This window comes from Nonomuraea sp. PA05 (assembly GCF_008086045.1).
GTDB lineage: Bacteria > Actinomycetota > Actinomycetes > Streptosporangiales > Streptosporangiaceae > Nonomuraea > Nonomuraea monospora.
Window position 1 is genome coordinate 148,792 of record NZ_VSEY01000034.1, and the last position, 13,685, is coordinate 162,476.

Consider the following 13,685-nt stretch of genomic DNA (forward strand, 5'->3'; position numbering starts at 1 on the left):
CCGTCCGCGGCCGGTGTCAGGAGCGTCCGCCGCGATGAGTTTCCGCGCGATCGCGAGTCAGTTCCGGTGACCGTCGCCAACACCACGGAGGACACCATGACGACCGCTCCGCTGCCCGGCCGCCCGCCCGTCACCGACCTGGCCACCTGGCAGGCCGCCAGGGACGAGCTGCTGGCCAGGGAGAAGGCCCACACCCGCGAGGGCGACGCCATCGCCGCGGCCCGCCGCCGGCTGCCGATGGTGGAGTTCGACGGGACGGCCGAGGTGGTCGGCCCCGACGGGCCGGTCCCGTTCCTGGAGCTGTTCCAGGGCCGCGACGAGCTCGTGGTCTACAAGCACATGTGGTACGACGGCGCGCCGCACCAGGGCCAGTGCGAGGGCTGCACCACCACGGCCTGGCATCTGAAGGACGCCGTCTACCTCAACGCCCGCGGCGTCTCCTTCGCCGTCGTGACCACGGGCCGCTGGGAGGAGGTGGCCGCCTTCGTCGCGTTCATGGGCTACACCCAGCCCTGGTACTCGGTGCGGGACGCGCCCGCGCCGATCGGCGACAGCATGGGCTACCTCACCTGCTACCTGCGCGACGGCGAGCGCACGTTCCTCACCTACTCCACGACGGGGCGGGGCAACGAGCGGGTCAACGGCTCCATGGGGCTGCTCGACCTGACGCCCTACGGCCGCGGCGAGGCGTGGGAGGACAACCCGGAGGGCCGGCCCAAGGGGCGCGACGCGTGCTGGACGTGGCGTTCGGACGCGGAGGGGGCGCCCACCTGGGGCCCGACCAGCCGTCCCGTGCCGCAGTGGACCCGTCCCGGCGCCACGCCCGTGGACACCCTGGGGCGGAACGGTCACTGCCACTGACGCGCCGGCCCGCGCGTGCGGGACCGGTGCCGGTACGCCCGGCACCGGTCAGGACCTCAGAGGGGCAGGACCTCACAAGGGCAGGGCGTCAGGGCAGCGTACGCAGGTACGTAGGCGGCTTGCGGGCCTTGCTGGCCTGCTCGAACGCGTACCCCAGCGCGATCAGGGTCGGCTCCGAGAAGCGGGTGCCGAAGAAGGTGACGCCCAGCGGCAGCACGTCACCGGCGTACCCGGCGGGGACTGTGATCGCCGGGTAACCGGAGACGGCCGCAGGCGCGGAGGAGGAGACGAAGCCGCTGAAGTCGTCGCCCTTGACCAGGTCGGTGAGCCAGGCACGGGCGTTCGTCGGCGCGAGGACCGCGTCCAGCCGGTTGGCGGACACCACGGAGTCGATCGCCTGCCGGGCCAGCGAGGTGGCCTTCTCGCGCGCGGCCCGGTACGCGGGATCGTTCAGGTCGCCGGTGGTCGCCTGCGCCTGCTCGAACAGCTCCTGCCCGAAGTAGCGCAACTCGGTCGAGGCGTGCCGCTCGTTGAACTCGATCAGCCCGGCCAGGTCGCGGGGGTGCCTGCCGGGGGTGGCGGCCAGGTAGGCGTTCAGGTCGTGCTTGAACTCGGTGAGCAGGGCGGTGAACTCCGGCTCGCCGACCTCGTCCATGCCGTCAAGCTCCAGGTCGTCGATCACGGTCGCGCCGCGCGCCCGGAGCGTGGCGACGGCGGCGTCCAGGGTCGCGAGCACCTCCTGGTCGCCGGCGGCGGCCGACCGCCAGACGCCGATGCGCTTGCCGGCCAGCGCGCCGGGCTCCAGCGCGCCGAGGTAGTCGCGGTCGCCTCCCGGCTCGGTGGCCGGGTCGCGCGGATCCACGCCCTGGATGGCCTGCAGCACGGCCGCGGCGTCGGTGACGTTCCTGGTGATCGGGCCCGCGGTGTCCTGCTGCGCGGAGATGGGGATCACGCCGGCCCGGCTGACCAGGCCGATCGTGGGTTTGATGCCGACGACGCCGTTGGCGCCCGCCGGGCAGACGATCGAGCCGTCGGTCTCGGTGCCGATGGTCACCGCGGCCAGGGTGGCGGCGGCGGCGACCGCGGAGCCGCTGCTCGACCCGCAGGGGTTGCGGTCCAGGACGTAGGGGTTGCTGGTCTGGCCGCCGACGGCGCTCCATCCGCTGGAGGAGGGTGAGGAGCGGAAGTTGGCCCACTCCGAGAGGTTCGCCTTGCCGAGGATCACCGCGCCGGCCGCGCGCAGCCGCTCGACCAGGAAGGCCTCGCGGGCCGGGCGGGAGCCGAGCAGCGCCAGCGAGCCGGCGGTGGTGCGCAGCCGTCCGGTGGTGTCGATGTTGTCCTTGAGCAGGACCGGGATGCCTTCCAGTGCGCCGCGCCCGCCGTGCCGGCGCCGTCTGTCGCTGCGTTCGGCCTCCTTCAGCGCCGCCGCGGGGTCGGTCTGGACGACGGAGTGCAGCAGCGGGTCCACTGCGCGGATCCGGTCGAGGTAGAAGCGGGTGAGCGTCACCGAGTCGAATCGTCCCCGGTCCATGGCGCGCTGGAGGTCGAGGACGGTCGCGCGGTCGAGGTCGAGGCCGCGCAGGGCGGTGCCGGGGTGACGGGTGTCCTCGAGGCCGGCGTGGGCGGGGGGTGCCACGGATAAGCCGGCGATGAGCGCCACCACCGCCGGCCATCGTGCGGGATGCATGGGCTTCATGGGTCATGAGCGTAGCCTCGATCTCGTCGTACGCGGCGCCGGTGACCGCGCCGGCGGCGGCGAGGGCTCACCAGCGGCGGTAGACCTCCTCGGCCCAGCCGTACAGGCCGTCGACGTCGACGATCTCGCCGTCGTCAGCGACGACCGTGCCGCGGTAGTGGCCGAACGCCTGGGCCTCGCGGCTGCGCATGTAGAACGCCCGGCGCACGTCGGCGGCCCTGACGTGCTCCGGGACGAACTCCAGGTCCACCCGCTCGCCGGTGATCCGCCAGGGGGCGTGCCAGTCGGAGGTGTCGTACCGCCAGATCAGCTCTTCGCTGATCTTGTGAACGCGGCCGTCCAGGATGAGCGCGTTCTCGACGCTGCCGGTGCCGTCGGTCCACTTGCCGCCGACCTGGACTGCCACGTCGCGCCCGCCGGGGCGGCCGGCGCCGGCTCCCCAGTTCCACAGGATGTCGCCGGGCCAGCGGCCGCGGCCGAGGTCGAGGGTGGCCAGCGCCTCGTCCGCGGAGATGGTCCGCGTGACGCCGTTGACGCGTACGGTTCCCTCGGCGGGCCGCCCGACGTCCTTGACCGTGTACTGGAAGCGGCGCGCCGACCACGGCACCACCACTGACAGGCTCTCCCGTCCCGGCACCCGGTGGACCAGGATGTCGGCCTCCATCTCGGCCGACTTGAGCCGCAGCCGGGTGCCGCCGGCCGTCTCGTCGGTGCTGATGCGCACCGCGCCGGCGCCGATCCGTACGCTGCCCTCGCCGCTGCGCCCGGAGAAGGAGACGTTCCTGGCGGGCACGAGCAGGCCACGGCTGGTCACCTGCTCGCCGGTGTGCCGGTCGAGGAAGAATGCCGACTCCCCCGCCAGGTAGTCGAGACTGCTCGCGCTGAAGGCGAACACCAGGTCGGCGCTGGTCACGGCCCAGTAGTCCCAGCGCATGGTACGGCCCCAGCCTCGGATGTTGGCGCGGTGCAGGGGGACCCGGCTCCATCCGACGGCCTCGGGGTTGAGCCGCCCGTCGGGCCGGCACAGATCCACCCGGGCGGTGATCTCCCGCTCGTGTACGGCGTTGGCGTGCATCGTGTGCTTCGTCATCGGCCCAGCCCCACGCTGAGATACTTGTACTCCAGGTAGTCGGCCACGCCGAGGCTGCCGCCCTCCCTGCCGTACCCGCTGTTCTTCATCCCGCCGAACGGCGCCTGCGGCGGCGCCAGCGGCCCGCCGTTCACGGTCACCATGCCGAACTCCAGTTCCTCGGCCACCCGCAAGGTCCGGGTCAGGTCCGACGTCCACACGTACGCGGTCAGCCCGTACGGCGTCGCGTTCGCCGCGGCCACCACCGCGTCCACGTCGTCGAACTCGATCACCGGAGCGACCGGCCCGAACGTCTCCTCCCGGCAGACGAGCATGTCGCCGGTGACCCCGGTGAGCACGGTCGGCGGGTAGAACGTGCCGGGCCGCTCAGGCCGCCGCCCGCCGGTCAGCGCCTTGGCACCGCGGGCCAGCGCGTCCTCGACGTGCCGCTCGACCTTGGCCAGTGCCGCCGCGTCGATCAGCGGCCCCATGTCCTGGCCGAGGGTGATGGCCTCGGCGTGGCCGGTCAGCGCCTCGGTGAACGCGGCTGCCACGTCGCGGTGGACGTAGATGCGGTTGGGCGAGGTGCACGCCTGCCCGGCGTTGAGGAATTTGCTGCGGGCCACGGCCGCGGCGGCTGCCACGGGGTCGGCGTCGGGGTAGACGAGCACGGGCGCGTGTCCGCCGAGTTCCACGCTCAGCCGCTTGACGTCGTCCGCGCTGCGTCTGATCAACTCCTTTCCGACCTCGGTCGAGCCGGTGAAGGAGACCTTGCGTACGCGCGGGTCGGCCATCACGGCCCCGGCGAAGCGCGCCGGTTCGGAGGTCGGCACCAGGTTGAACACACCGGGCGGCAGCCCGGCCGCAGTGAACGCGCCGGCCACCGCGATGGCCGACATCGGGGTCTGCTCGGCGGGCTTGAGCACCACCGTGCAGCCGGCGGCCAGCGCCGGGCCCAGCTTGCGGGTGATCATCGAGACCGGGAAGTTCCACGGCGTGATGCCGGCCACCACTCCCACCGGCTCGGGCAGCAGGAAGATCCGGTTGCCCTCGGCCGCGCCGGGGACCGTCTGCCCGTACAGGCGGCGGGTCTCCTCCGCCGCCCAGAGCAGGTGGTCAGCGCCGGAAAGCACTTCAGCGGTGGCCTCGGCCAGGGGCTTGCCCTGCTCTGCGGTCATGACGGCGCCGATCCCGGCGGCCCGGCCGGTCAGCTCGGCCGCGGCTCTGCGCATCAGCTCGGCCCGCTCGTGCGCGGGCAGCGCGCGCCAGCCCGGCAAGGCAGCCGCGGCGGCGTCGATCGCGCGGCCGGTCAGTTCGGGGCCGCAGTCGGCCACCTCGCCTACGGGCGCGCCCGTGGCGGGGTCGAACACGGTGAACGTGCGTGGCCCCGCGTGCCATCTTCCGCCGATCAGCGCCCGGTTTGTCTCAGGCATCCCTTTTTGCCTCCCGTATCCCGTCGATCAGTGCTTCCATGGCGGCCATCTCGTGCGCGTGTTGCAACCGGCTGGCCAGCGCGATGTCACCGGCCACCAGGGCGTCCCTGATCGCCACGTGCTCGGCGTGCGACTCCGGCAGCCGCCAGGGCACCAGGCGGAAGCCGCGCTGCGCGGTCTCCGTCCTGGCCCAGAGCCCCTGCAGCATGCGGTGCGTGAGCCTGCTGTGCTCGGTGTCGCAGAGCAGGGAGTGGAAGCGCCGGTTGAGCCGGGCGAACGTGGCCACGTCGCCGTCGCGAACGGCGATCTCACAGCCGGCCAGCACCTCGTCCACGGCGGCCAGCCGCTCGCCGGTCAGCGCCTCACCGCCCAGCTCCAGCGCAAGCGCCGTCAGGGCGGCCCGTACACTGTAGAGCTCGCGCACGTTCTCCACCGTGAACGCCGCCACCACCGCGCCCACGTGTGGCCTCTCGACCAGCCACTCCTCCGAGCAGAGCTGCTTGATGGCCTCGCGGACCGGCGTCTCGCTGATGCCGACGGCCTCCGCCACCACTCTCGTGATGATCTTCGTTCCCGGCGCGGCAGCACCGGTCATGATGAGGTGCTTGATGTGCTCCGCGGCGAGGTCGGCCTTGGTGCGGAACGGGGAACGTGGTTCTGCCATGATCGGCAACCCTTCAGACCTGCTGTACGGTGAGCGATTCGATCGCCGCATAGTCCAGCTCTACGCCGAGTCCGGGACCCTCGGGAACGCGTACCAGACCGGAGGAATCGGGCAGCAGCGGCTCGGTCAGCATCGCATGGAAAACCTCCGGAACGATCACCGGCGGGTCGTAGGGGTATTCCAGCCAGTCACAGTTCGGCAGCGACGCGCACAGCTGCAGGTTGCCCGCCACACCGAGCCCGGTGGCCCAGGCGTGCGGGATCACCCGGCGCTGCCGGGCCGCCGCCATCGCGGCGAAGTCGCGCAGCGCGCCGATCTCCTCGCTCTCGTTGGCGTCGGGCTGGAAGATGTCGAAGCACTCGTCCTCCAGCATCCGGACGAGCTGTCCGATGCCCCGGTTGTGCTCGCAGCCCGCGATCGGGATCGGCGAGGCGGCGGTCAGCTCGCACAGCGCCCGGTAGTCGTGGCGCGGCAGCGGCTCCTCCAGCCAGGCCACTGCGAGCCCGCTCAGCTCCCTGGCCGTGACCAGTGCTCGCTCGTAGTCCCAGATGAGGCGGCTGCCGTCCGGCGCGTACCGCCAGCGGGAGGCAGCCTGGTTGGCGTCCACCATGAGGGCCACGTCCGGGCCGACCGCCTCTCGCACGGCCGCGACCTGCGCGACGTCCTCGGCGATGGTGGCCGCGTGGACGCGCAGCTTGATGCCCTGGAAGCCGGCCTCGACCGCCCGCAGGGCGTCCTCGGCCCGCTGCCGCGGCCCCCGCACCTCGCCGAAGCTGGCGTAGGCGCGGATCGTCCCGGCGTGGCCGCCCCACAGCTTGTACAGGGGCTGGCCGCACGCCTTTCCGACCGCGTCCCACACGGCCACGCCGACGACCCAGGGCCGGGGGAAGACGTACTCGGCCACGTAACGCAGCCGGTTGGCCACGTGCGTCGTCGCGAACAGGTCCAGGCCGACGAGCTGTGGCCGGATCCAGCCCCGGATCGCCTCCAGCAGCATGGGGCCGGTGCCGTGGCCCATGTCACCGCCGGACACCCCGATGATCCCCTCGTCCGTCTCGACCTCGACGATGATCGCCGACATCGCCCGGTGCGCGCCCTCCGGCGCCCACGACGGAGCGAACGGCCTCGGGTAGGCCAGCTCGATGACGCGCCCGCGCACGTCTGTGATCCGCATCTGTCTCACCCCTTGGTCGCGCCGTCGGCGAGACCCTTGATCAGGTACTTCTGTACGGCCAGCGCGAAGATCACCACGGGCAGTACGGTGAGCACGCCGACCGCTGCCAGCGGCCCCCACATGCCGCCCTTCTCGGTGTCGGCGGCGATACCCGCGATCGCGACCGGGATGGTGACCGACTTGTCATTGGTGAGGATGAGCGCGAACAGCAACTCCTCCCAGGCCAGGATGATGCAGAAGATCAGCGTGGAGATCAGCCCGGTCATGCTGGTGGGCACGATGATGCGGAAGAACGCCCCGAACCGGGTGCAGCCGTCAATCATCGCCGCCTCCTCCAGTTCGGGCGGCAGGCTGCGGAAGAAGGCCCGCATGAGCCACACCACGTACGGCACCAGGAAGGTGACGTAGGCCAGGATCACGGTGATGTACTGGTCGGTCAGCCCCAGCTTGCGCGCCACCAGGAACAGCGGCACGACCAGGGCGATCGGCGGCACCGCCCGGGAGGCCAGGATGAGCCCGGCGGCCACGTTCGCACCGCGCGTCCTCATCCGCGACAAGGCGTAGCCCGCCATGGACCCCGCCACCATCGAGATGGCCGACGCTCCGACCGCCACGATGATCGTGTTGATCATGCGGGGCAGGATGCGGGCCTGCTGGAAGTAGCTGACGTAGTTGTCGAAGGTGAGCTCGCTCAGCCAGCGCGGCGGGACGGTGAAGATGTCCTTCGGCAGTTTGAAGGAGATGCTGATCATGTAGAGGACCGGGAGCAGGAAGAGCAGCGTCACCAGGCAGGCGCCGGCGATCGCGGCCCAGCGTCCCAGACGGGGCCTCACCATCGGTTCTCCAGACGGTGGCTGACGCGGAACAGGACATAGGTCAGGGCCATGGTGATCACCAGCACGATCGTGGCCATGGAGGAGGCCGAGCCGAACTCCAGGCTCCTGAACCCCTTCTCATAGATGTAGAGGTTGACCACGTTCGTGGCGTTGCCAGGGCCGCCCTTCGTGGCGGCGAGCGCGATGTCGAACATCTTGACCGCGCCCAGCCAGCGGACCACGAACGCGGCGGCCATCACCGGCACGAGCAGCGGCAGCGTGACCCGCCACAGCGTCTGCCAGCGGCCGGCGCCGTCGGTCTTGGCGGCCTCGTACACCTCGCCGGGCAGCGCCATGATCCCAGCCGCGGCGATCAGGACCACGAAAGGCGTCCACCGCCAGGTGTCGATGATGATGACACTGGCCATGGCCAGCGTGGGATCGCCGATCCACTCGACCGGGCCGATCCCGGCCAGGCCCAGCGCGTAGTTGACGACGCCCCAGAGCGGGTCGAGCAGCATCCGCCACACGCCGCCGGCCACCACGGGCGCGACGACCATGGGCACCAGGAACAGGGCGCGCAGCACGCCCCGCCCCCGCCACTCGACGTTGAGCAGGAACGCGATGGCGAATCCCAGCACCATCTGCAGCGGCAGCGCGATCACCAGGTAGACGCCGGTGACCTTGAGCGACTCCAGGAACCCCGGATCGTGCAGCACGGCCGTGTAGTTGCGCAGGCCGACCCAGCCGGCCGGCTGGAAGGTCGCCAGGTCGAAGTCCGACAGGCTGACCCAGAAGGTGTAGAAGATCGGGTAGAGCAGCATGCCGGCGAGCAGGAGCAGGGCCGGGGTCATGAAGATCCAGGCCGTGCCCGGCTCCCCCAGCCGCACGCGGCGACCGATCACTGGCCGTAGCCCTTGGTCTTCAGCAGCTCGGTGATCTCCTTCGCGGCCTGGTCGATGGCCTGCTGCGAGGTCGCCTGGCCGGACATGGCCCGGCTGGTCTGGAGCGCGAGGATCTGCTGCACGGCGTCGGACTCGGGCAGGCGCGGGCGCCACATCTGGTTCTTGGTGGCGACCTCGTAGCCCTCCTTCAGCGCCGCGTAGACGGGCTTGGCCCAGTCGGCGGGCGGGGTGCCGTCGAGGGTGGAGTTACGCGCAGGGAACGTGCCGAACGCCTTGGCGGTGAACTGCTCGCCCTCTTTGGAGGTGAGCCACTGCAGCCAGGTCCAGGCGGCGGCCGGGTGCTGGGAGCGCTTGGAGATGCCGGCCGTCCAGATGCCGCGGTGCGTGCCGGGGCCCGCCGTGCCCGCGGGCAGTGTTGTCACGCCGACCTCCCCGGGCGTCAGGGTCGTGCTCTCCTTGTCGACGGCCGTGCCCTTGTAGACGCTGCCCCACATGAACATGGTGGCCGTCTTCCCCTGGCGGAAAGCCTCCAGCGGCTCGTTGAACTGGTACGTGCTCGCCCCGGGAGGCGCGTACTTGAGCAGGTCCACCTGCGTCTGCAGGGCCTTGACGCCGTTCGCGTCGGCGAAGGTCACCTGCTGCTTGTCGTCCAGCAGCTTCCCGCCGTTGGAGTTGAGCACCGTCTGCCAGACGGTGGGGGTCAGCGGGTCCTTGGTGAAGTACGTGCCGACGGCCCACGAGTCGGTCTTGCCGTCGCCGTCGGTGTCCTGGACGAGCTTCTTGGCGTCGGCGAAGTACTGCTCCCAGGTCGTCTCGGAGCTCGGCTCCCGCACCCCGGCCTTCTTGTACAGGCTCTTGTTGTAGAACATCAGCAGCAGGTTCGAGCGGACCGGGACCGCGTACTGCTTGCCCTCCCACTCACCGGCCGCCAGCGGCGTGGGGTTGATGTCGGCCCAGTCGTAGCCGGCGTCGTTCCACTTGGCCAGCTCGGGGCCCTTGAGGTCGTACAACGCGCCTGTCTTGGCGAGCTGCGGCAGCCACGGGTCGTCGGCGAGCACGGCGTCGTAGGTCGCGGTGGTGCCGGTCAGCTCCAGCATCGTCTTGGCGAGCTGGTCGTTGTACGGGACGCCGTCCACCGTGACCTTGATGTTCGGATACTTCTTGTTGAACTCCGGGACGAGCTGGTCCTGCCACTGCTTGGCGAACGCGTCGTTGGCGATGACGCGGATCGACACCGGGGCGCTCGCGCTGCCGAGCCCGCCACCGTCCGCGGGAATCTCCTCGGCGGCCGAGCCGCAGGCGGCGAGCGACAACCCGATCGCGGACACCGCCGCGACCAGGCGGATCTTTCTTGGCATGATCAGCTTCTCCTTGCAGGGGGTGGGGGATTGCGGGTCAGGCGCGCGGGTCGATGGCGAGTTTGACGATCTCCCGATCGTCGAGCCGGTAGTCGCCACCGAGCGCCTCCAGCGCCCGCCGGGCGCCGGACAGCGGCACGCGGTGGCTGACGACCTGGTCGAAGGGCAGGCCGCCGCGCTGCAGGAGGGTGAGCGCGCTGTGGTATCTGCGCTGCATGTCGGGGCCGGCACCGTAGACGCCGGCGATCGTGATGTCGCGCTTGAGCAGGTCGCTGAAGGGGTTGAACGGCACGGTGCCGCGATCGGTGAAGTTGCCCAGCTCCGCCAGCGTCCCGCCGTCGGCGACCAGGCCGATGGCCTCGGTGAACGCCGCGGGTGAGCCGGCGGTGCCGATCACCGCGTCCGCGCCGCGGCTCTCGCCGAGCGCGTCACGCACGGCATGCGCGCGCCGCGCGGGGTCGGTGACGCGGTCGATGTCCACGACCTCGTCCGCGCCGAGCGCCGCGGCCAGTTCCAGCCGCACCGGTGGCCGGCCCACGGCGACGATCCTCGCCGCGCCCGCCGCCCTGGCCGCCACGACCGCCATCAGGCCGATCGCGCCGACGCCCTGGACGACCACAGTGGAGCCGATCCTCACGCGGGAACGTTCCAAGCCGTGCAGGGCCACCGACAGCGGCTCCTGCAGCACCGCCACCGCCGGGTCCAGATCGGTGCGATAGAAGACCGTCCCGGCGTTGGAGGCGTACAGGTGGGTGGCGAAGCCGCCGGTCAGGTACGGCGGGCGGTCGGCGGGCGAGGCGAAGCCGTACGAGGGACGGCGCTCCGGGCAGCTTCCCGGCCGCCCGCGGACGGTGCACTGGTAGCACCGGCCGCAGCTCAGCGCGGGAAAGACGCCCACCCGGTCGCCGACCTCGATGGGACGGCCCGCGTGGTCGGCGCGAACGCCCTCGCCGAGCACCGTCAGGCGGCCGACGATCTCGTGCCCGAGCAGGGCCGGGAAGCGCACGCTGTCCAGCCGGCCGCGGTAGATGTGGGCGTCCGTGCCGCACATGCCGCACAACTCGACTTCGAGCACGAACTCGCCGGGGCCGGGGCGGGGCAGATCGTATGAGCGGATCTCCACGTCGCCGGCGACGCCCGTGACGATCGCCGCACGCGCCGTCTCGTTCATCCCCGCCTCCGCATTCTGGATTCTATAGAATGCAGTAGAAGCTAGTTCGTCCCTTTTTTGTCGGTCAAGTGTTGTTACCTGAATGTTTCCGGCACGGGGTTCGCCGTGACCGGGGAAGCCGGTCGGCGGGCCGGGGCGCCGGCGAGGAGCCCGGCGCCCAGCTCGGTCGGGTGGTGCAGGACGAGGTTGACCTGACGGACGCTGGCGATGAGGTTGGCCTGGCGCAGGACGCAGGCGTGCTCGCTGGCCGTCGGCACCGATACCCCCACCTGCCGGGCCAGCTCGCTGGTGCTGCAGCCGGGCTCGCGGGCGATGCAGCTCAGGATCTCCGCCCGCGTCCGTCCGAGCAGCGCCACCAGGGCGTCTCCGGCGGTGGCGGCGGTCGTGGCGGCGCGGCGCGGGATGGGGCAGGCCAGGACGGGCGGCAGCGCCGGGTCCACCAGCGCCACCGGGTGCCCCCGGCAGAAGTACGACGGGATCACCGTCAGCCCCCGTCCCCTGAGGTGGATCTCCCTGCTCAGGCCGGGCGGGTAATCGATCTCCAGCACGGGCGGGCGCCAGCGCGCCGCCGGTGCGAGGTGGGCGAGCAGTTGCTCGGCGCCGCCCGCGGCCAGGTGCCGCGCCAGGATGGCGCGCTCCTGGGCCAGGGCGGGCTCCGCCTGCGGCCACTGCGGCGCGAGCGCCGCGTCGCAGTAGCGCGCGACGAGCCGCCCGAGGCGTCTGACGGCGTGCGCGTCCCCGCGTGCGAGGTCGGTCAGGCCGGCGGAGAATGGCCCTGAGCTGCTGCGCAGCCGGTCCAGCTCCGCCCGCAGCCGTCCACGGGGCGTGTCGGCGAGCGCCTGAAGGGCCTGCTCGTCGCCCGACTGCGCCTCGATGGGGGTCAGGAAGTCGGGGAAGTACGGGCCGCGCGGGACGAGCGGGAGCAGCAGCGAGCGCACGTCCGTCAGCAGGCCGTCCCCGGTCAGCCGGGTGCGGGCCTGGCGCCGCCAGCAGGCCATCGCGCCCCCGCCGTCGCGGGCCTGCAGCCGGTGCAGGCTGCCGACCATCTCCCACAGCAGGTCGGTCCGGGTAGCCGGGCGCGTGAGCGCCAGGTCCTCGGAGGTGAAGACGATCCTCAGGACACCGCGCGAACGAGGGGACATGTCCGTCTCTTCCCGTTGACGGGAGGTGCTGGGCCTTCCCGGTCACGATAGGGGATCAGCGGTTTGTCAGCCCCGGTGGGCACACTTCCCTCATGCCCGATGAGCCCCTCGAACTCGGCGAGATCGCACCCTCCGACTACCACTTCCACCACGACACCATGGCCGGGGTCGGCTTCCTGACCATCGCCAGGCGGCTGCCCTCCCTCATCGGCCAGGCCTTACGCCTGGCCTGGCAGGCGGGGCCGCGCGACACCATGACCACCGTCTCGCTCAACCTGCTCGGCGGGATCGTCACCGCGTTCGGCCTGCTGGCCACCACCGGCGTGCTCACCGCGCTGTTCAGCGAGGGGCCGACCCCCTACCGGGTGCTGGCGGCGCTGCCCAGCCTGGTCCTGGTCGGCGCCGCCGCCGTGCTCCGCACGCTGCTGCAGGCGGGCGCGAGCTGGGCGGAGGCGCGGCTGAGCCCGCAGATCGAGCGCGCCGCCGAGGAGCGGCTGTACTCGCTGACCAGCCGGGTCGAGCTGGTCGCGTTCGACGACCCGGAGTTCCACGACGCCCTGGAACGCGCCAGGGGCCGGGGCGCGGGCACCGCCAGCTTCGTGGTGTCGTCGGCCGTGGACGTGGTCACGTCCCTGGTGGGGCTGGCGGCGGCGGCCGGCGTCCTGGGCCTGCTGCATCCGGTGCTGCTGCCGCTGCTCCTGCTGGCCGTGCTGCCCGACGCGTGGGCCGCGGTCCGCAGCGCGCGCCAGCGCTACTCCACCATGTACGGGCTCGGCCCGGCCCGCCGCCGCAAGTGGATCCTCGCCGAGCTGCTGGCCGACCGTGAGCCCGCGGCCGAGGTGCGGGCGTTCACCATGCGGCGCTTCCTGCTGCGCGTCTACGACGCGGTGGCCAGGGCCGAGCAGGAGGAGATGCTCAAGCTGGTCAGGCGGCAGACGCTCACCCGGCTGGCCGGCAACGCGCTCAGCGGCCTCGGCAGCGCCGTGGTCTACCTGGCGTTGGGCGTGCTGCTGACGATCGGCGCCATCCCGCTGGCGGTGGCGGGCACCGCCGTGCTGGCCATCCGGTCGAGCCAGGGCTCGCTGTCGGGCCTGCTGTTCACCACCAACCACCTCTACGAGCAGGGGCTCTACTTCACCGACTTCCTGCGGTTCTGCGACGACGCCGAGCGCCGCCTGATCCCGTCGCGCCCGCTGCCCGCGCCGGAGGGCTTCGACCGCATCACCGCCAGCGACCTGACCTTCACCTACCCGGGGATCGGGGAACCCGCGCTGCGCGGCGTGTCCGTGGAGGTCAAGCGGGGCGAGATCGTCGCCTTCGTCGGCGAGAACGGCTCCGGCAAGACCACCCTGGCCAAGATCCTTTCCGGCCTGTACGAGCCCGACTCGGGCACCGTG

12 protein-coding genes are annotated in these 13,685 nt (G+C 71.8%); 2 read left to right on the forward strand and 10 right to left on the reverse strand.

The genetic code is table 11. The features are described 5' to 3' along the window. The first annotated feature begins 96 nt into the window (after positions 1–96). The gene (locus FXF51_RS42045; RefSeq protein ID WP_148440352.1) at positions 97–861 is read left to right on the forward strand and encodes a DUF899 family protein; all 765 of its coding nucleotides are present in this window, start codon (positions 97–99) and stop codon (positions 859–861) included. Positions 862–949: 88 nt separating this feature from the next. On the opposite strand, the gene FXF51_RS42050 is transcribed toward FXF51_RS42045, so the two are convergent. From FXF51_RS42050 to FXF51_RS42095, 10 genes are all read right to left on the reverse strand, one after another. Beyond that, a complete protein-coding gene (locus FXF51_RS42050) occupies positions 950–2,557 on the reverse strand; it encodes an amidase (RefSeq protein ID WP_148440353.1) in 1,608 nt (535 codons plus the stop codon). Between the two features lie 67 nt (positions 2,558–2,624). Then, positions 2,625–3,647: a DUF2804 domain-containing protein gene (locus tag FXF51_RS42055; RefSeq protein ID WP_222871702.1), complete on the reverse strand. Its 1,023-nt coding sequence runs from the start codon at positions 3,645–3,647 to the stop codon at positions 2,625–2,627. Then, positions 3,644–5,059: an NAD-dependent succinate-semialdehyde dehydrogenase gene (locus FXF51_RS42060; protein WP_148440354.1), complete on the reverse strand. Its 1,416-nt coding sequence runs from the start codon at positions 5,057–5,059 to the stop codon at positions 3,644–3,646. Before FXF51_RS42060 ends, FXF51_RS42055 begins: the two co-directional genes overlap by 4 nt. Next, the gene (locus FXF51_RS42065) at positions 5,052–5,723 is read right to left on the reverse strand and encodes a GntR family transcriptional regulator (RefSeq protein WP_187414875.1); all 672 of its coding nucleotides are present in this window, start codon (positions 5,721–5,723) and stop codon (positions 5,052–5,054) included. Before FXF51_RS42065 ends, FXF51_RS42060 begins: the two co-directional genes overlap by 8 nt. A 13-nt stretch (positions 5,724–5,736) precedes the next feature. Then, a complete protein-coding gene (locus FXF51_RS42070) occupies positions 5,737–6,897 on the reverse strand; it encodes a mandelate racemase/muconate lactonizing enzyme family protein (protein WP_148440356.1) in 1,161 nt (386 codons plus the stop codon). Positions 6,898–6,902: 5 nt separating this feature from the next. After that, a complete protein-coding gene (locus FXF51_RS42075) occupies positions 6,903–7,733 on the reverse strand; it encodes a carbohydrate ABC transporter permease (RefSeq protein ID WP_148440357.1) in 831 nt (276 codons plus the stop codon). Next, positions 7,727–8,617 carry a carbohydrate ABC transporter permease gene (locus FXF51_RS42080; RefSeq protein WP_262380183.1) on the reverse strand — a complete coding sequence of 297 codons (891 nt, stop codon included), beginning with the start codon at positions 8,615–8,617 and terminating at the stop codon, positions 7,727–7,729. Before FXF51_RS42080 ends, FXF51_RS42075 begins: the two co-directional genes overlap by 7 nt. Then, positions 8,614–9,975 (reverse strand): ABC transporter substrate-binding protein, encoded by a 1,362-nt coding sequence (locus FXF51_RS42085; RefSeq protein WP_148440358.1) that lies wholly within the window; start codon positions 9,973–9,975, stop codon positions 8,614–8,616. The genes FXF51_RS42080 and FXF51_RS42085 overlap by 4 nt, the downstream gene beginning before the upstream one ends. A gap of 37 nt (positions 9,976–10,012) precedes the next feature. Then, positions 10,013–11,146, reverse strand: coding sequence for a zinc-binding dehydrogenase (locus FXF51_RS42090; RefSeq protein ID WP_148440359.1), 1,134 nt, complete (start codon positions 11,144–11,146; stop codon positions 10,013–10,015). Between the two features lie 74 nt (positions 11,147–11,220). Further along, positions 11,221–12,288, reverse strand: coding sequence for a DUF5937 family protein (locus FXF51_RS42095; RefSeq protein ID WP_148440360.1), 1,068 nt, complete (start codon positions 12,286–12,288; stop codon positions 11,221–11,223). A gap of 92 nt (positions 12,289–12,380) precedes the next feature. Here FXF51_RS42095 and FXF51_RS42100 point away from each other — a divergent pair. Beyond that, a partial coding sequence (locus tag FXF51_RS42100) for an ATP-binding cassette domain-containing protein (RefSeq protein ID WP_148440361.1) occupies positions 12,381–13,685 on the forward strand: 1,305 nt, incomplete at its 3' end.

Excerpts from the sequence above, each read along its gene's own strand:
- FXF51_RS42045 (WP_148440352.1), top strand. The coding sequence starts at position 97 with ATGACGACCGCTCCGCTGCCCGGCCGCCCGCCCGTCACCGACCTGGCC.
- FXF51_RS42050 (WP_148440353.1), bottom strand. The coding sequence starts at position 2,557 with ATGAAGCCCATGCATCCCGCACGATGGCCGGCGGTGGTGGCGCTCATC.
- FXF51_RS42055 (WP_222871702.1), bottom strand. The coding sequence starts at position 3,647 with ATGACGAAGCACACGATGCACGCCAACGCCGTACACGAGCGGGAGATC.
- FXF51_RS42060 (WP_148440354.1), bottom strand. The coding sequence starts at position 5,059 with ATGCCTGAGACAAACCGGGCGCTGATCGGCGGAAGATGGCACGCGGGG.
- FXF51_RS42065 (WP_187414875.1), bottom strand. The coding sequence starts at position 5,723 with ATGGCAGAACCACGTTCCCCGTTCCGCACCAAGGCCGACCTCGCCGCG.
- FXF51_RS42070 (WP_148440356.1), bottom strand. The coding sequence starts at position 6,897 with ATGCGGATCACAGACGTGCGCGGGCGCGTCATCGAGCTGGCCTACCCG.
- FXF51_RS42075 (WP_148440357.1), bottom strand. The coding sequence starts at position 7,733 with ATGGTGAGGCCCCGTCTGGGACGCTGGGCCGCGATCGCCGGCGCCTGC.
- FXF51_RS42085 (WP_148440358.1), bottom strand. The coding sequence starts at position 9,975 with ATGCCAAGAAAGATCCGCCTGGTCGCGGCGGTGTCCGCGATCGGGTTG.
- FXF51_RS42090 (WP_148440359.1), bottom strand. The coding sequence starts at position 11,146 with ATGAACGAGACGGCGCGTGCGGCGATCGTCACGGGCGTCGCCGGCGAC.
- FXF51_RS42095 (WP_148440360.1), bottom strand. The coding sequence starts at position 12,288 with ATGTCCCCTCGTTCGCGCGGTGTCCTGAGGATCGTCTTCACCTCCGAG.